The 17176-nt window shown below is 64.6% G+C and carries 14 protein-coding genes; 10 read left to right on the top strand and 4 right to left on the bottom strand.

The window, feature by feature from the left end; translation table 11 throughout:
* The first annotated feature begins 367 nt into the window (after positions 1-367).
* Both ACZCWR_RS14325 and ACZCWR_RS14320 read left to right on the top strand, forming a co-directional pair.
* On the top strand, positions 368-1747 hold the full coding sequence (locus ACZCWR_RS14325; protein ID WP_487301391.1) for a sigma-54 dependent transcriptional regulator: 1380 nt from the start codon (positions 368-370) through the stop codon (positions 1745-1747).
* A gap of 146 nt (positions 1748-1893) precedes the next feature.
* The gene (locus ACZCWR_RS14320; protein WP_487301390.1) at positions 1894-2865 is read left to right on the top strand and encodes a thymidylate synthase; all 972 of its coding nucleotides are present in this window, start codon (positions 1894-1896) and stop codon (positions 2863-2865) included.
* 70 nt (positions 2866-2935) lie between these two features.
* On the opposite strand, the gene ACZCWR_RS14315 is transcribed toward ACZCWR_RS14320, so the two are convergent.
* Both ACZCWR_RS14315 and ACZCWR_RS14310 read right to left on the bottom strand, forming a co-directional pair.
* Entirely contained in the window at positions 2936-5128 is a 2193-nt protein-coding gene (locus ACZCWR_RS14315; protein ID WP_487301389.1) for a DUF6600 domain-containing protein, read from the bottom strand.
* 133 nt (positions 5129-5261) lie between these two features.
* Positions 5262-6008 (bottom strand): ArsR/SmtB family transcription factor, encoded by a 747-nt coding sequence (locus ACZCWR_RS14310; RefSeq protein WP_487301388.1) that lies wholly within the window; start codon positions 6006-6008, stop codon positions 5262-5264.
* A gap of 139 nt (positions 6009-6147) precedes the next feature.
* On the opposite strand from ACZCWR_RS14310, the gene ACZCWR_RS14305 reads away from it, so the two are divergent.
* The gene (locus ACZCWR_RS14305) at positions 6148-6291 is read left to right on the top strand and encodes a hypothetical protein (protein ID WP_487301387.1); all 144 of its coding nucleotides are present in this window, start codon (positions 6148-6150) and stop codon (positions 6289-6291) included.
* 71 nt (positions 6292-6362) lie between these two features.
* Positions 6363-6884 carry an acyl-CoA thioesterase gene (locus ACZCWR_RS14300; protein ID WP_487303333.1) on the top strand — a complete coding sequence of 174 codons (522 nt, stop codon included), beginning with the start codon at positions 6363-6365 and terminating at the stop codon, positions 6882-6884.
* Positions 6885-6897: 13 nt separating this feature from the next.
* Here the strand turns inward: ACZCWR_RS14300 and fumC are convergent, their stop codons facing one another.
* Both fumC and ACZCWR_RS14290 read right to left on the bottom strand, forming a co-directional pair.
* On the bottom strand, positions 6898-8286 hold the full coding sequence (gene fumC / locus ACZCWR_RS14295; RefSeq protein ID WP_487301386.1) for a class II fumarate hydratase: 1389 nt from the start codon (positions 8284-8286) through the stop codon (positions 6898-6900).
* Between the two features lie 26 nt (positions 8287-8312).
* Complete coding sequence (locus ACZCWR_RS14290) at positions 8313-9905, bottom strand: phospholipase D family protein (RefSeq protein WP_487303332.1); 1593 nt, start codon at positions 9903-9905, stop codon at positions 8313-8315.
* 434 nt (positions 9906-10339) lie between these two features.
* On the opposite strand from ACZCWR_RS14290, the gene ACZCWR_RS14285 reads away from it, so the two are divergent.
* The 6 genes from ACZCWR_RS14285 (at position 10340) to ACZCWR_RS14260 (ending at position 17167) form a co-directional block, all read left to right on the top strand.
* On the top strand, positions 10340-11812 hold the full coding sequence (locus tag ACZCWR_RS14285) for a sensor histidine kinase (protein WP_487301385.1): 1473 nt from the start codon (positions 10340-10342) through the stop codon (positions 11810-11812).
* A complete protein-coding gene (locus ACZCWR_RS14280; RefSeq protein ID WP_487301384.1) occupies positions 11797-13182 on the top strand; it encodes a sigma-54-dependent transcriptional regulator in 1386 nt (461 codons plus the stop codon). Before ACZCWR_RS14285 ends, ACZCWR_RS14280 begins: the two co-directional genes overlap by 16 nt.
* 147 nt (positions 13183-13329) lie before the next feature.
* Complete coding sequence (locus ACZCWR_RS14275) at positions 13330-14064, top strand: hypothetical protein (RefSeq protein ID WP_487301383.1); 735 nt, start codon at positions 13330-13332, stop codon at positions 14062-14064.
* A gap of 37 nt (positions 14065-14101) precedes the next feature.
* On the top strand, positions 14102-14656 hold the full coding sequence (locus ACZCWR_RS14270; RefSeq protein ID WP_487301382.1) for a hypothetical protein: 555 nt from the start codon (positions 14102-14104) through the stop codon (positions 14654-14656).
* A 7-nt stretch (positions 14657-14663) separates the two neighbouring features.
* Positions 14664-15920, top strand: a complete 1257-nt coding sequence (locus ACZCWR_RS14265) for an MFS transporter (RefSeq protein ID WP_487301381.1) — start codon at positions 14664-14666, stop codon at positions 15918-15920.
* Positions 15917-17167 (top strand): arsenic transporter, encoded by a 1251-nt coding sequence (locus tag ACZCWR_RS14260; RefSeq protein WP_487301380.1) that lies wholly within the window; start codon positions 15917-15919, stop codon positions 17165-17167. Before ACZCWR_RS14265 ends, ACZCWR_RS14260 begins: the two co-directional genes overlap by 4 nt.
* Positions 17168-17176: the final 9 nt, after the last annotated feature.

Below are 17176 nucleotides of genomic sequence, written 5' to 3'. Positions count from 1 at the left end.
ATTCCAGTTGAAAGCGGTATAAGATTTTGTCTTATTAAAGCGGGCGGCAAGCTTTTAATAAAAGTGTGAGAAATTCTTTCTATTGGCACTGGAAGCAGGATTTGTAGCTAATCTCAACCCCTGTGCCGATATTTGTTTGCCAGTTTTCTGGGTTATAGTAGTCTCTCAAAAACAGCTCAGAATCAGACAAAAAGGTTTCGCGAAGGGTGCGCAGAGGAGAGGCGCCGCACCCGCCTCCGGGGCAACAAATCGAGATGCATTTACCGCTCGCCACCACTTCCCATCGGGCGAGGGCTAAGTCTTCAATGCAGCGAGAGCCTGACACACGCGACCTTTTTCAACGAACGTTGAACCAAGGATCTGAATAATGGACGTCGCTCGGCGGCAACTCATCTATGTGACTCGCGACCCCAGCGAGACGCTGTGCGCGCGGTTCCAGGAGCGCGGGTGGCACATCGAAATCGTGTCGAGCGCACGCGAAACGCGCAAGGCGCTGCGTCAGGACATGGCGATCGGCGGCTTGCTGGACCTGTCGAGTCATTTCGAATCGCACGAACTGGCGGCGTTCGAATCGTCGCTGACCATGACAAACGTGGGCTGGGTCGCCGCCACCGTTTCCGGACAACTGGAAGACGCGGCGGTCCGCCGTCTCATCCGCGATTATTGTTTCGATTATGTGACGCTGCCGACGTCGAACGACCGCGTGGTCGATTCGGTCGGTCACGCCTATGGCATGGTCGCGCTGCATGACGCCGCCTCGAACGATGGCCGCAGCGAAGGCCGCGCCGAAGGCGAAATGGTCGGTTCGTGCGATGCCATGCTCGCGTTGTTCCGCTCCATTCGCAAAGTCGCCATGACCGATGCGCCCGTGTTCATTTCCGGCGAATCGGGCACGGGCAAGGAACTCACGGCGGTCGCCATTCACGAACGTTCGGCGCGTCGCGATCAGCCGTTCGTCGCGATCAATTGCGGGGCCATTCCCGCGCATCTGCTGCAATCGGAACTCTTCGGGTACGAACGCGGGGCGTTTACCGGCGCGAATCAGCGCAAGATCGGCCGCGTGGAAGCCGCGAATGGCGGCACCTTGTTCCTCGACGAAATCGGCGATCTGCCGCTCGAAAGCCAGGCGAGCCTGCTGCGTTTCTTGCAAGAGCGCAAGGTCGAGCGTCTCGGCGGCCACGGCTCCACGCCGGTCGATGTGCGCATCATCTCGGCGACGCACGTCGATATGCAGACCGCGATGATCGAAGGGCGGTTTCGCGCCGACTTGTACCACCGCCTTTGCGTGTTGCAGATCGACGAACCGCCGTTGCGCGCACGCGGCAAGGACATCGAACTGCTTGCCAAGCACATGCTCGACCGCTTCAAGAAGGATGCGAGCCGCCGGTTGCGCGGTTTTTCGCCGGACGCCATCGCGGCGATTCACAACTACGGCTGGCCGGGCAATGTGCGCGAGTTGATCAACCGCGTGCGGCGCGCCATCGTCATGTCGGAGGGGCGGCAGATTACCGCGCGCGATCTCGAACTCGGCGAATACGTGGAAGTCGCGCCGGTGTCGCTGGCGCAGGCGCGCGAGGCGGCGGAGCGGCAGGCGATCGAACTGGCGTTGCTGCGGCATCGCGGGCGTCTTGGCGATGCGGCGCACGAATTGGGAATTTCGCGTGTCACACTGTATCGGCTGCTGAGCGCGCACGGCATGCGTCATATCGAAGTCGATGTCCCGCCGGAGCACGCCACGCGGGTCTGATCCGGCTGACGCCATCTTCCGGAACGGGCGCTGCGGCGCCCGTTTTTCATGGTCCGGCGATGAGCGTGCACATCCCGCGCTTGGTAAAATCCGTCTTTCCGCCTCTTTTGCACGGCATCGCACGTCGTGCGCGCAAGGAACATCGAATGAAACAGTACCTCGAGCTCGTCCAGACGATTCTCGATACCGGCACGTGGCAGGAAAACCGCACGGGCATCCGCACCATCAGCATGCCGGGCGCGATGCTCCGCTTCGATCTGCAGCAGGGCTTTCCCGCCGTCACCACCAAGAAGCTCGCGTTCAAGTCGGCCATCGGCGAGATGGTGGGCTTCTTGCGCGCGGCGAAGAGCGCGGCGGATTTTCGCGCGCTCGGCTGCAAGGTGTGGGACGCGAACGCCAACGAGAATCCGCAGTGGCTCGAAAACCCGTATCGGCAGGGCACGGACGATCTCGGCGACGTGTACGGCGTGCAGTGGCGCAAGTGGCCCGCGTACAAGCTCGTCGATGCTCAGGCCAACGATCAGATCGCGGACGCCACCAATCGCGGTTACCAGCTCGTGTCGAGTTTCATGGAGAACGGGCGCGAGCAGGTCTTGCTCTACAAGGCGATCGATCAGTTGCGCCAGTGTCTGGACACGATCATCGAGCGTCCGACCGACCGGCGCATTCTGTTTCATGCGTGGAACCCCGCGAAGCTCGACGAGATCGCGCTGCCTGCGTGCCATTTGCTGTATCAGTTCATCCCGAACACGGTGACGCGCGAGATTTCGCTGTGTCTTTACATTCGTAGCAACGATGTCGGTTTGGGTACGCCGTTCAATCTTGCAGAAGGCGCGGCGTTGCTGCATCTCGTCGGACGGCTGACGGGGTTCACGCCGCGCTGGTTCACGTATTTCATCGGCGATGCGCATATCTACGAGAATCAATTCGACATGCTTCAGCAGCAGTTGAAGCGCGAGCCGTTGCCTGCGCCGCAGCTCATCATCTCGGATCGCGTGCCGGATTATGCGCAGACGAAGCGCTATGAGCCGGAGTGGCTGGAAAAGATCGAGCCTTCAGACTTCGCGCTGGAAGGATATAAGCATCACGAAGCATTGACGGCGCCGATGGCGGTTTAAAGGTATAGCGGTTTCAATGTTGAAAAAGCGCGGCTTGAGGCCGCGCTTTTTTTTCGTGCGTTTGAAATGCTCAACCGTGCGGACGCTCGCCTCCGCCATGCGATTGCTGCGCCTGTTCTGGATGCGGCTGTTGATGCGGCGGTTCCTGGTGAATTTGCGGTTGCGGAGCTTGTGCGTGCATGGGCGCAGGCGCGGGCTGATGTGGCGCTTCCATGTGCTGCGGATGGAATTCCTGCGCGTGGGGTTGCGGCATCGGTCCATGCTCGTTGTTGATGTGCGGCTGCGGCGCTTCATGCGCCTGCATCGGCATATTCGGTGCGGCATGTTGCTGAATATGCGGTTGCTGCGCGGCTTGCATGGGCGGTGCGCCGCGTTCGATACGTGGCGCGTTGGCCGTCGGCTGCGCGGCATGAGGATGCTGAAACGCCTGCTGCGGCGCACGCGGCTCATGCCCTTGCGATACCTCATCGCCCCGATAAACACGCGGTTGCCCTGCGCCAGCCTGCTGCGCATTCTGCGGCGGATGCGGCACGCCATTTCCACTCGCTTGCGGCGCAGGCTGCACGCTCGCGATGCCCGGACGCGGCCCGCCATTTCCAACGGGACGCGGCGCTTCCTGCACGCTCGCGACGCCCGGATGCGGCACGCCATTTCCAACAGGACGCGGCGCTTCCTGCACATTCGCGACACCCGGATGCGGCGCCCCTTCATGCGGCGTGATAACCGCCCGCGCCGGTCCATGCGTCGCGACAACGTGAACGTCATTGAATCCTCGCGGCACCTTCGCGCCTGAATCACGCCCCTGAAACATAACCGGCGCACGCGTCGCCACCACCGGACGCCCGAACCCACCCTGCGGCGGCCGATAATCCGTCCGGCGCACACCCGGCGCATAACTGTCCCGCGTCGGCGCAATCGCAGGCGCGCCCGCCAAAAAGCGCGGGTTGCGCCAGCGCGACGGATCGACCGACACCGGCTGATGCCCCGCCGCCTGTCCGCGCACGAAGCCGCTCGCGGGCATCGCCGTCAATCCACGCGGCGCGCGATAGTTCACGTACGTGTTGTTGATATGCACCGACCGGTCGTTATAGACATTGCGATTCACCTGCTCGTAATAACGCGGACTCCATCCATCGTGATGCGGATGCCACGGTTCGCCCGGCCCGAGCGCGAACCACGCGACGCCCGCCGCCGCGACGCCGCCCACCGTCAGCGCCACGTTCCAGTCCACACCGCCACCGCCATCGCCGACGAAGCCCACCAGCGCGGGCGCATACGCGGGCGGTGGCGCGCTCGCGACCATCGGGCCCGGCACCCATGCCCATTGCGAGCCGACATACGCCCATCGGCCATAGTGATACGGCGCGAAGCCCCACGGCGCATCGTCGATCCACGTCCAGCCCCAGGGCGCTTGCCACACCCAATGACCTTCGCGATACGGCGCCCAGTCCGCCGAGACCGCTGTCGGCGTCCAGATTGCGCCATAGGTCGGGTCGTTGCGCCACGTGCCGTTCGCATCGAGATCCTGATAACCGGGGATGTCGCGCGATACGTAACGCGCCGAGACCGAGCGGTCTTCCGCTGCATCGCGGCTCGCGGTCCATTGATCGAACGCATCGGGTGCGGGCGCGGCGTTGGCGGCCGCTTGCTGGAGATTCGTGCCTTCGAACGTGATCTGCTGACCGGGCGACAGTTGCAGCGAGCCGCCATCGCCATAAGCGACGACGCCGCCACTGCGCACCGTGACCGTGGTCGCGTGCCCGTCCGGCGCGACATCCACGCGCATGTCGGCGGGCTGCGTGACGGTGAACGCAGCGTTCGGCGTGTCGATCTCGTAGCCGCTGCCCGGCGCGTTTTCGCGCACGCGCATCGACAACGTGCCTTGCGAGACCTTCAACTGCGCGTGCGCGTCGTCGAGTGCGAGAACGGCCAGTGACGTAGATGAACCGAGCCGCAACGCCGTCGAGCCGATATGCAGTTCGGAGCGCGCGTTCTGATCGTTCCAGAGTTGATCGCCGGTTGTGAGCGGACGGTTGATCTGCGCATAGGCCCAGTCGGATGCGCCCGCCGGTTCCGTCGTGACCGTGCCCGCCGTGTAGTTCAGACGCGCGACGCGGCCGGGCGGATCGGCCTGAGTCTGGGCTTGCGCCTGAGCCTGCATGTCGGGCGATGCCGCCACCCCGGGCGGCGTTTGCGCCAGCGCGTGAACGGACTGCATGGAAAGCAGCGCGAGCATGGCGGCGGTGAGCGTACGCATCTTCATCTTCTTCTCCGGCGGCCGCGCGTGTTGGCGTGATGTTGTGACGGCCTCCGAATCAATGTATCGCCCGCGCTTGTATCCATGCGATGGCGTTTGTAACCGCCGCACGCTGCGCGTAACAAAGCTTTGCCGCGCGTCATGTTCGCGTCAGGAAGCCCTCGAAATGCTGCCTTCCGGCAGGCGTCACCCGCAGAACGCGCCGCTTCGCCGTGTGTTCGATCCAGCCGTGCGTCGCGCACGCATCGAGAAAGGCCGCGCCCAACGCACCGCCCAGATGCGGCCGCCGCTCGCTCCAGTCGATGCACGTACACGCGAAGCGCCTTCGCCGCGCCCGCTGCGCCTTCATGTCGATGCCGAGTTCCGCGAACGCCCGCGCGCCTTCGGGCGTGGCATCGAGCGGCGTCGCGCCTCGTTCGGCGGTGCGACCTTCGGCGCGCACGAGCCAGTTGCGCGAAAGCATGCCATCGAAGATTTGCACCGCGAGTTCGCCCGCCAGATGGTCGTAACACGTTCGCGCGAAACGCATCTCCACCGGCACCGCGCTTGGCGGGCGCTCCGGCTCGCGCTGCGGCGCGCTCACCCGCGCAAGACTCGCAAGCGATTCGATGGCAGCCGCGATATCCGGCGTCGCGATTCGGTAATAGCGATGCCGTCCGCTCACTTCCAGCGCCAGCAGCCCGCCTTCCGTCAGCCGCGCCAGATGCCCGCTCGCCGCCGATGGCGACACGCCCGCGATCATCGTGAGTTCGCCGGCGGGGCGCGCGGTGCCGTCCATCAGCGACCAGAGCATGGCGGCGCGGCCCGGATCGGCGAGCAGCGCGCCGATGCGCGAGAGACCGGGGAAATGGCGCGAACGCGTGTCTTCATCGAGAAGGGAGTTCATGGTCTGAGCATTCCAGTCGAAGATGTCGATATGCCCACTCTAGCGCGCCCGCGCAACCGATGTTTCACCGCGTGCCGAAATGTCGATGCGAACCGCCTGAGACTAGAATGGAACGCTTGAAAGCAGCAGGAGAGTGCCGATGTCCAGAATCCTTTTCGCGGCCGTGTTCGGCTGCATCGTGCTGTGCGCGGGATGCGCCGGTGCGCCGTCGTCATCCTCGGGCAATGGCGCGAGCATCACCATGTACGGCACCATCGATCAAGGCATCAGCGTGCGGAATTAACGCGCTTTATTGGGTCTTTATAATCGCGATTGCGCGCCTGGCCGGGCGCGCTCATCGAATATAAAATGCCCATGAATACGCCGACCGCTTCGCCCATTCCCGCCGCCCCGAAAAGCCGCGCCGAAACCACTTTCCGCTTTCTCGCCGAACCGACTTCCGTCAATTTCGGCGGCAAGGTCCACGGCGGCGCGCTGATGAAGTGGATCGATGAAACCGCGTACGCGTGCGCCGCCATGTGGTCCGGCCGATACGCGGTGACGGTGAGCGTCGGCAATATCCGCTTCAGGCGGCCGATTCTCGTCGGCAATCTGGTTGAGTTGCGCGCGCGCGTGGTGAGCACGGGCCGCACGAGCATGCACATCCATATTTCCGTGCATGCGGGCGACCCGAAAGTAGGCGAACTGGAACAGACCACCGATTGCCTGATGGTCTTCGTCGCCGTCGATGAAAAAGGCCAGCCCACGCCCGTGCCGTCCTTCGTGCCGGAAACCGACGAAGAAAAGCGCCTTGCCCGCTACGCGATGGACGTGAAAGACGCGCTCGATGCGATCGTCGAACTGAAGCCGGAAGAAGTGGCGGCGGGCAAGGTCTGAGCGGCGAGGGCGGTTACTTCCCGACCATGTCCTGCGGCTTCACCCATTCATCGAACTGCTGTTCGGTGACGAAGCCCAGCTTCAGCGCGGATTCCTTAAGCGTCGTGCCTTCCTTGTGCGCCTGCTTGGCGATCTTCGCGGCCTTGTCATAGCCGATGTGCGGATTCAACGCCGTCACGAGCATCAGCGATTCGTTCAGCAGACTATCGATCCGCTTCTCGTTCGGCTCAATGCCCACCGCGCAGTTATCGTTGAAACTGAGCGCGCCATCCGCGAGCAGGCGGATGGATTGCAGCACGTTGTGCGCGATCATCGGCCGGAACACGTTCAGTTCGAAGTTGCCGCTCGCGCCGCCGAAATTCACCGCCACGTCGTTGCCGAACACCTGACAGCACAGCATGGTGACGGCTTCGGATTGCGTGGGGTTGACCTTGCCCGGCATGATCGAACTGCCGGGTTCGTTCTCCGGAATCGACAGTTCGCCCAGACCGCAGCGCGGGCCGCTCGCGAGCCAGCGGATATCGTTGGCGATCTTCATCATGCTTGCCGCGACGGTCTTCAGCGCGCCGTGCGCCGCCACGAGCGCGTCTGCACCCGCCATCACCTCGAACTTGTTCGGCGCAGTCTCGAACGGCAGACCCGTGAGCTTGCCGATGGCCGCCGCGACCTTCACCGCGAACTCCGGATGCGCGTTCAAACCGGTGCCGACCGCCGTCCCGCCTTGCGCCAGTTGATACAGATGCGGCAGCGTCGCTTCCACATGCCGGATGCCCTGATCCAACTGCGCCACGTAACCTGAAAACTCCTGCCCGAGCGTGAGCGGCGTCGCGTCCTGCAAATGCGTGCGGCCGATTTTCACGATCTTGTCGAACGCCTTAGCCTTCTTGTCGAGCGTATCGCGCAGCGTCTTGAGCGACGGCACCAGATGTTTGACGATGCCCACCGCCGCCGCGATATGCATGGCAGTCGGGAACACGTCGTTGGACGACTGGCCGCGATTCACGTCATCGTTCGGATGCACGAGGCGTTCTTCGCCGCGCTGCCCGCCGAGAATCTCGCTCGCGCGGTTCGCGATGACCTCGTTCAGATTCATGTTGCTCTGCGTGCCCGAACCGGTTTGCCACACCGCCAGCGGGAATTCATCCGGATGCTTGCCGTCGATGATTTCCTTCGCCGCGTCCATGATGGCGCGCGCCTTCTTCGCGTCGAGCACCTTGAGGCCTTCGTTCACTTCGGCGGCGGCGTACTTGACGGTGGCGAGGGCATCGATCAGTTCGGGCGACTGCTTTTCCGTCGAGATCTTGAAGTTTTGCAGCGAGCGCTGCGTTTGCGCGCCCCAGAGTTTGTCGTTCGGCACCGCGATTTCGCCGAACGTGTCTTTCTCCATGCGTACGTTGCTCATGACGATCGATTCCTTGCGAAGTTGGATCAAAGCTGTTTGTCGACGGGCAACAGCGTGAAGATGCCCGTCATCACATTGCGATAAAAGCCGGCCTCGGGATCGTAGTAATACATGACGGGCGCGCCGTTTTCCTCGGTCGTCCAGACGAGTCCCGACTGCGGCGAGCCCGTGCGCGCCAGCGACGCCTGCACCGCCTGACTCGCGAGTTCGACGCGCCAGCTTGCGCCCGGCGTGATGCCGCGATCGAACAGACCGGCGGCTTGCCCGGCGATCGGCTTGCTGTGGATCACCAGCGCCAGTTCGGTATTGAGCGAGGCCGAGCGCGGGTCGAGGTTCATCGAGCCGATCACGAGGATACTCCGATCGATCATATACGCCTTGGCGTGCAGGCTCGCGCGCGACTTCGAGCCGAACAGACCGGCGGTCGGGCGGCCTTCGCCGCGCTCCTGAATCGGCTTGAATTCGTACAACTCCACACCGTTTTGCAGCAGCGGAATGCGGTAGGGCGCGTAGCCCGCCTGCACGGCGACTGCATCGGTGGCGGCGAGCGAGTTGGTCAACACGGCCACGCGCACGTGGCGTTTCGTGAGCGCGGAAAGCGCGTTGACGCCTTCGTCGTGCGGCACGAAGTAGGGCGAGAGGATGAGGAATTCCGTCTGCGCCTGTTTGACGAGTTCGGCCAGACGATCCATCGGCGGGCTTTTGTAGTCGTCGCTCGGATGCGAGATTTTGGTGGGCGAATCCGCCCAGAATTCGGTTTGCGCCCAGGTCAGGCCGAGTTCGTCGCGCGCGATTTGTTGCGCGAGCGGCGTCGCGTTGAGCGGACGCGCGTTCAGCGGATCAGCCTGCGCTCGCCAGTGCGCGCGCAGGTCTTCGCGGGTGCGGTCGAGTTCGGCGGCATCGAACTGTTGCTTGTTGAGCGCGCGCAGCGGATAAGCGATCGAACTGTTCCAGTACTCGTCGAAGCTCGCGGAGATTTTTTGCGTCACCGGGCCCGCGCAGAACACGTCGAGATCGCGGAACTGGAGCGTCGGGCTGGCGCTGAAGTATTCGTCGCCGAGATTGCGTCCGCCGACGATGGCGATCTGGTTGTCCGCGATCATCGCCTTGTTGTGCATGCGGCGCGTGAAGTGATCGATCTGACTCAGGAACGTGCGTTGGGAGAAGCTGCGCTGGGCGCTGCCGAACGGGTTGAACACGCGAATCTCGATCTTGTCGTGCGAATTCAGCGCCGCCATGATCTTGTCGATGTCCTTGAAATTCAGATCGTCGACGAGCATGCGCACGCGCGCACCGCGATCGGCCGCATACAGCGCGGCGGCGAGCAGCAGCTTGCCCGAGTTGTCCTCGTTCGCGATGTAGTACTGCATGTCGAGCGTTTTCGTCGCGGCGCGCGCCAGCGCGATGCGGGCTTGCAGCGCGTCCGTGCCGGTTGGCAGGAGCCGGACGCCGGATTCATCGGGATGATGTTTTTCGAGCGGTGCGAGCGCGGTGCCGAGCGGTGTTTGGTCGCTTGCCGGGAGCGCGTGCGTGACCGGGCGATCGAACGCAGTCGCGGGCGGGCGCGTGGCGCACGCGGCAAGCGTGCAGAGCGTGGCGGTGATGAATACGCCGCGCAGGAATGCCGCGACCGTTCGTTTTGGTTGATGCGCGACTTCGGTACTTCCCCGTTGTTCCAACACTTCGGTTCCTCTTTTTATTGGTCGTTGGCGCGGAGTGTTCGTCTGTGCGAACGGCCGTGCGCGGTTTTACGCCTTAGCAATTTTCGTTCTTGAAGGCGGTTGTCTCGAAAATATTCTAGGGGATGTGGGGGCTTTCGTTCCTGACGTTGGACGAAAAAAAGCCCGCTCGGAAGAGCGGGCTGGAACCCCTGTCAATGGAGTCTCAAGGAAGAGACGGGTTCATCGTACGCAATCGGGGAATGTCGGACAAACAAGGAATTGAGATTTGTATTTCGGGGGTGGGGTGGGGTGCTTATGGACGTTCAGGCCTCGTCCCTTACGTGGCCAGCTTCTTGCTCCACATCGCGCCACCATCGCGCTCTCCCATTCCCATGCCAAGGCCGTCCTTCTCCACTCAGCTCTACGCGCTCTGGCTCCTCGTCGCGGTGCTATGCGGCCTGTTGACCGCCGCCGTCTGGCTCATGCTGTCTTCCGCGCTCGGCGAACGCGCCATCTCCGCGAAGCAGCAAGCGGCCGCAGCCTGCACCGCCGTCGCATCGCGCTACGATCTGTCGATGCAGCGTCCCGGCGAAGCCAACGTCGATCTCATGCACGCCGTGCTCGATCTCGTGCTGATCCGCACGGAGGGCATCGAAGGCGGCTTTTGGAGCACAGCGCCGAACGGCTTCCTCGCCTACGCCTTCCCGACCTACGAAGGCAGTGGCGTGAAGCGCGACATCCCCGAGGCGGAAACGCCGCTGATCCTGCGCACACTTCGAAACGTAGCCCGCACGGCGCAAACGCAGGCCGATGTCGTCTCCAGCGGCGCCGATGCCGTGATCGCCGTCGCCTGCCCCGTGCCGCGTCACTCGGGCCTGCTCGCCTGGACGCTCACCCGCGCACGCCCGCCGCTCGGCCCCTACGGCGAACGCGCGGCGACGATTCTCGCAGGCGTGCTCGCGATCATCGTCGTGCTCGCGCTGTTGCTCGCCATGACGTTGCGGCGCTGGAAGCGCAATCTCACGCGTCTCGAACAGGCGCTCGCACCCGCCGGCGGTCTCGAAAAGTGCAAGCGGCTGGACCGGCTGGGCGAACGCGATCTGGATCACATCGTCGATGCGCTCAACCGCTACGTCGAACGCGCCGAGCGTCTGCAGCGCGAGACCAACGACCTGAGCACGCAACTCGCGCAGGCCGAACGCTTCGGCACGCTCGGCAAGATGGCCGCGCAGATCGCGCACGAGATCCGCAATCCCGCTGGCGCGATGCGTCTGAAGGCCGAGAACGCGCTCGCGGGCGACGACACGCGCCGCAAGGCCGCGTTGCGCACGATCATCGAGCAGGTGGGGCGTATCGAGGCGCAGGTGACGAGTCTGCTCGCGCTCACGCAGCCGGTGACCGTGCAGGCGCGCGAGGTCGATCTCCGCGCGTGGCTCGACGACATCGTTCACACGCACGAATCGCAGGCGGAAAACCGCGCGGTCACGCTGAAAGCCGACGCAAACGAAGCCCACCAAACGCCGCCCGTCTTCGATCCCGCGCAACTGGCGCGCGCGCTCGACAATCTGATCGTCAACGCGCTGCGGCATGTACCGGCAGGCGGTCATGTGACGGTGCGCGGAACGAGCGCATCATCGGAGGCGGGCGAGCGGCTGCGGCTCGAAGTCATCGACGATGGTCCCGGCGTCGACGCCACCGAACGCGAGCGCATCTTCGAGCCGTTCGTGACGGGCCGTGCGGACGGATCGGGCCTGGGCCTGGCCGTCGTGCGCGAGATCGCGTCGGCGCATGGCGGGCGTGCGTGGCTCGCGGAGGATTCGAATGTCACTCGTTTCGTGATCGACTTGCCATGGCGACCCTACTGATCATCGACGACGACGACGCCTTTCGCGACGGCCTCGTCGAAACCATTCAAGACCTCGGACACACGCCGCTCGAAGCGCGTTCCGGCGAGGAAGCGCTCGACTTATTGAGCGAACATCCGCGTCCCGACTGCATCTTTCTCGACTTCCGGCTGCCGGGCGCGGACGGCCTCGCGGTGCTGGCTGCATTACGCGAACGCGACGGCCTGCAACACGTCCCCGTCGTCATGCTCACCGCCCACGCGACCAGCGACAACACCATCGGCGCGATGCGGCTCGGCGCGTTCGAGCATCTGACCAAACCCGTCGGACGCGATGAAATCGCCGCCTTGCTCGACCGTATCTTCGCGGCACATCCCGACGCGCCCGCCGCCGATCCGACCCACACTTTCGCCGATGAACCGTCCTCCCGCGAGCCGCAACTGCTCGGCATCAGCGCGGCCATGCGCGATGTGCAGAAGCGTCTGGGACGCGCGGCGAGCACGCACGCGACGGTGCTCATCACCGGCGAGACGGGCACGGGCAAGGAAGTGGCGGCGCATGTGCTGCATCGCGCGTCGGCGCGCGCGGGCGGGCCGTTCGTCGCGGTGAACTGCGCGGCGATTCCCGACGATCTGCTCGAAAGCGAACTGTTCGGTCACGGCAAGGGCGCGTTCACGGGCGCGCATGCCGAGCGGCGCGGACGCTTCGAGGAAGCGAACGGCGGCACGCTCTTTCTCGATGAAGTCGGCGACATGCCGCTCGCCATGCAGGCCAAGCTGCTGCGCGTGCTTCAGGAACGGCAGGTCACGCCGCTCGGCTCGAACCGGCCGATTGCCGTCGATGTACGCGTGGTCGCCGCGACGCATCGCGACCTGCCCGCGATGGTCGCCGCCGGAACGTTTCGTCAGGACTTGCTGTACCGGCTCAACGTGATTCCGCTGCACATGCCGCCGTTGCGCGAGCGCGTGGCGGACATCGTGCCGCTCGCGGAGCATTTCCTCGCGACGGCGGGGGCATCGCCGGAGACGGCGCGCAAGCGTCTTTCCGCCGATGCGCAACGTCTGCTCCTCACCTTCGCGTGGCCCGGCAACGTGCGCGAACTGGCGAACGCCATCGAACGCGCGAGTGCGCTCGCACCGGGCGCGCTGCTCACGCGCGATGACTTCGCCTTTCTCTTCGATGCCGCCGTCGGCGCCACGGATGCAGTGCCCGTCCACCTCGCCGAACTGCCGCTCAACGAGGCGCTCGCGCAACTCGAACGCGCGCTGATCGCGCGGGCGCTCGCGCTCACCGATGGCAACCGCGCCGAAGCCGCGCGCAGGCTCGGCATCAGCCGTCAGTCGCTTTATACGCGGCTGGCGAACCTCGGCATGTCCGACTCCGACGCGTAGGCACGCGAGTGTCGGGAAAGCGGACGGCGCGTGTCCGTTTCATTGACGATCCACGCGCGTTTTCGCTGCCGATCCATGCTCCATCAAGGCTTCCGGCAAATGGCACGACCTTTGCAGAGTACTTCGTGTCTCTTGAAGGAGTAGACCATGCAATCGACTTTGAAACACCGGACCCAACGCATCATCGGCGCGATGAGTATCGCGGCCATGCTCGCAGCAAGCGGCGGATGCGCGGCACAAGCTCAACCGCAACCGCAACCGCAGCCCGGCGCGATGCCGCCCCCGCCGCCCGCCGCGATGCAACCCGCGCCCGACGCCGGCCCGGCGATCACCGCGCAAGCCACCGTCGCCCGTTTTCTCACGAACCCCGACGGCGACGTCGATGGCTTCCTGACCAGCGACGGCGCATTCGTGCATTTCCCGCCGCACATGAGCGCGCAGCTCACCTCGGCGATCAAGCCCGGCGACAGCGTGAACATCACCGGATGGCGCGATGCGAGCGGCAACCTCAAGGCACAGCGCATCGCCGACACGAAAAACGGCCAGCAGATCGTCGATCAACCGCCGCTGCCGGGCACGCAACCCATGCCGCGTGAACTGCGAGGCGCGGGCCTCTCGCGTCTTTCCGTGCAAGGCCAGGTCGCGCACATCACGACCGCGCCGCGCGGCGAACCGGATGGCGTGATCCTCGCCGATGGCACGGTCATCAAGCTGACGCCGCCCGTCGCCCAGCAATTCCCGACGCTCGTGCAGACCGGCGCGAAGGTCTCCGCGCAGGGCTACGGCACGCGCAATCAGTACGGCACCTCGCTTCAGGCCACGGCGTTCGGTGCGCCGGGCAACCTCACGCGGCTCTATGACCGCGCGCCGCCGAATCCCTGAAATCAACGCTCAACGCACAACTAACGAGGACAACACCATGCATTGGATCGACGCCGACAGCCTTCCCGAAACGCGCGGCACCGTCACACGTTTCCTGCTCAATCCGCACGGCGAGCTCGATGGCTTCGTCATCGGCGCGCGTCAGCTTCGGCAGGTTCACTTTCCGCCGCATCTGTCGAAGCAGATCGCGCGGCTCGTCGGCATCGGCGATGAAGTGCGCGTGCGCGGCATCAAACCGCGCGGCGTGGACATGATCGCGGCCGTTTCGCTCACCACGAAAAGCGGCAAGGTGATTCTCGACGAAGGTCCGCATCACGATGGCGCGCATCACGAAAAGCCGCACGTCGAACACAAGCCGATGGAAGCAAGCGGCGAAGTCATCCTCTCGCTGCACGGGCCGAAGGGCGAACTGCGCGGCGCATTGCTCGACGATGGCACGTCGCTGCGCATGCCGCCGCACGCCGCCGCCGAACTGGCGTCGTATCTCACGCCGGGCGCGCATGTGCAGGCGTGGGGCGGCGGCATCAAAAACAAGCTCGGACGGACGATCGAAGTTCACGAGATCGCCGAACTGACCGACGCGGCGGCTTAAACGAACCATGAACCCCAATTACGCGCTCGAAGGACTGAATTTCTTCATGGCCGATGTGCAAGCGGGCATCGGGCCTTTCCTCGGCGTGTATTTGCAGGCGCATGGCTGGCATCCCGCCGCCATCGGCACGGTGATGACGCTCGGCGGCATCGCGGGCATGCTCGCGACGTCGCCGGCCGGCGCGCTGGTCGATGCCACGCGTCACAAGCGCGGCATCATCGTGGCGGCGGGTGTGTTGACGACGCTTGCATCGCTCGTGCTGTGGGTGTCGCATACGTACTGGATGGTCGCGGCATCGCAAATCTTTACCGGCGTGACGGGCGCGGTGCTCGGTCCGGCAGTCGCGGGCGTCACGCTCGGCATGGTGCGCGAGCGCGGCTTCGACCGGCAGTTCGGACGCAATCAGGTGGCGAATCATGCGGGCAACGTGGTGGCGGCGGCGCTGTCGGGCTGGCTCGGCTGGCGCTATGGATTCGGCGCGGTGTTCGCGCTCGCGGGCATTTTCGGCGCGATGACGGTCGTCTCCACGCTGCTGATTCCCGGCGATGCGATCGACCATGACAGCGCGCGCGGGCTCGGCTCGTCCTCGTCGTCTTCCAACGAACACGCCAGCGGCTTCCGTGTCCTGCTGACATGCAGACCGTTATTGTTGCTCGCCGCCGCGCTCGCCATGTTCCACCTCGGCAATGCCGCGATGCTGCCGCTCTACGGCCTCGCGGTCGTCGCCGCGCACAAGGGCGATCCGAGCGCGTTCACCGCGCAGACCATCGTGGTCGCGCAACTCGTCATGGTGGCCGCGGCGTTCTTCGCGAGCCGGTTGATCGGGCGTTTCGGCTACTGGGGCGTGATTCTCATCACGTTCCTTGCATTGCCGTTGCGCGGGCTGGTCGCATCGATGTTCATCAACGAGTGGGGCGTGTGGCCAGTGCAGGCGCTCGATGGCATCGGCGCGGGGCTGCAAAGCGTGGCCGTGCCTGCGCTCGTCGTGCGCTTGTTGCAGGGAACCGGACGCGTGAATGTCGGGCAGGGCGTGGTGATGACGGTGCAAGGCATCGGCGCGGCGCTGAGTCCGGCGCTGGGCGGCGCGCTCGCGCAACACATCGGATATTCGACCGCGTTTCTCGTACTCGGCGCCATCTCGACGGGATCGCTCGCGCTGTGGCTGTGCTTCGGGGCATCGCTCAGAAAGGCATGCGGCGTGTGCCGCGATCTCACCGACGACGACAACGACAACGCATCCAACAATAAATCCCTCGCTACATGAATCCGACTTTTCTTTCCTGGGGCATCGCGTTCGCGGCGACGGCTGGTGTGATCCTGCGGCCGTTTCGCTGGCCCGAAGCGATCTGGGCCGTGACGGGCGCGATCCTGCTCGTCGCGCTCGGCTTGCTGCCGATGAACCTCGCGTGGCAGGCAGTCGGCAAGGGCACCGACGTTTATCTCTTTCTCATCGGCATGATGCTGCTCTCCGAACTCGGCCGCCGCGAAGGGCTGTTCGACTGGATCGCGGTGCTCGCGGTGAATCGCGCGAAAGGTTCGCCGCGCACGCTGTTTCTGCTGGTGTATCTCGTCGGCGTGGTGGTCACGACGTTTCTTTCGAACGATGCCGCCGCCGTCGTGCTCACGCCCGCCGTGTTCGCCGCCGCGAAGAAAGCGAATACGAAGCCGCTTCCGCTGCTGTACGTGTGCGCGTTCATCGCCAATGCGGCGAGCTTCGTGTTGCCGATATCGAACCCGGCGAACCTCGTGCTCTACGCGAATCACACGCCCGCGCTCGGTGCGTGGATCGCGCGTTTCGCGGTGCCTTCGGTGCTGTCCATCGTTGCGACGTTTTTCATGCTGCGCTGGACGCAACGCCGCGCACTCGAAGGCAGTTGCGAATCTGATCTGCCGGTCGGAAAGCTGAGCGCGAACGGCAAGGTGACGCTGGCGGGCATCGGCGTGACGGCGGTGGCGCTGCTCGTCGTGTCCGCGTTCGACATGCAACTCGGCTTGCCGACCGCGATTCTCGGCATCCTCACGGCGCTGGTGGTGCTGGTGAAGGAGCGTCAGTCGCCGCTCGAACTGGTGAGCGAGATTTCGTGGAGCGTGCTGCCGCTCGTCGCGGGTCTGTTCGTGCTGGTGGAGATGCTCGCGCATACCGGCGTGGTCGCGCAGCTTTCGCATCTGCTCGCGATGGCGGCGAAGCAAAGCGAACCGGTCACGGCGGCGGTGTCGGGGCTGATCGTCGCGTTCGGCAGCAACGCGATCAACAACTTGCCTGCGGGACTCATCGCCAGCGCGACGGCCTTGCAAGCGCACAGCCCCGAGCGCGTGATCGATGCCTTGCTGATCGGCGTGGACCTCGGTCCGAATCTGTCGATCACCGGCTCGCTCGCGACCATTCTCTGGCTCGCCTCCATCCGCCGCGAGGGCGAGGAAGTGAGCTTCATGCAGTTTTTGAAAGTGGGCGCGGTCGTCATGGTGCCCGCGCTGGTGCTCTCGCTCGGCTCGCGGCTTTTGATCTCGTGACGGGCATGG

It is taken from the genome of Caballeronia sp. A2-2, assembly GCF_057612605.2.
Note: the sequence above shows the minus strand (reverse complement) of the source record. Positions and strands in the feature narration are given on the sequence as shown.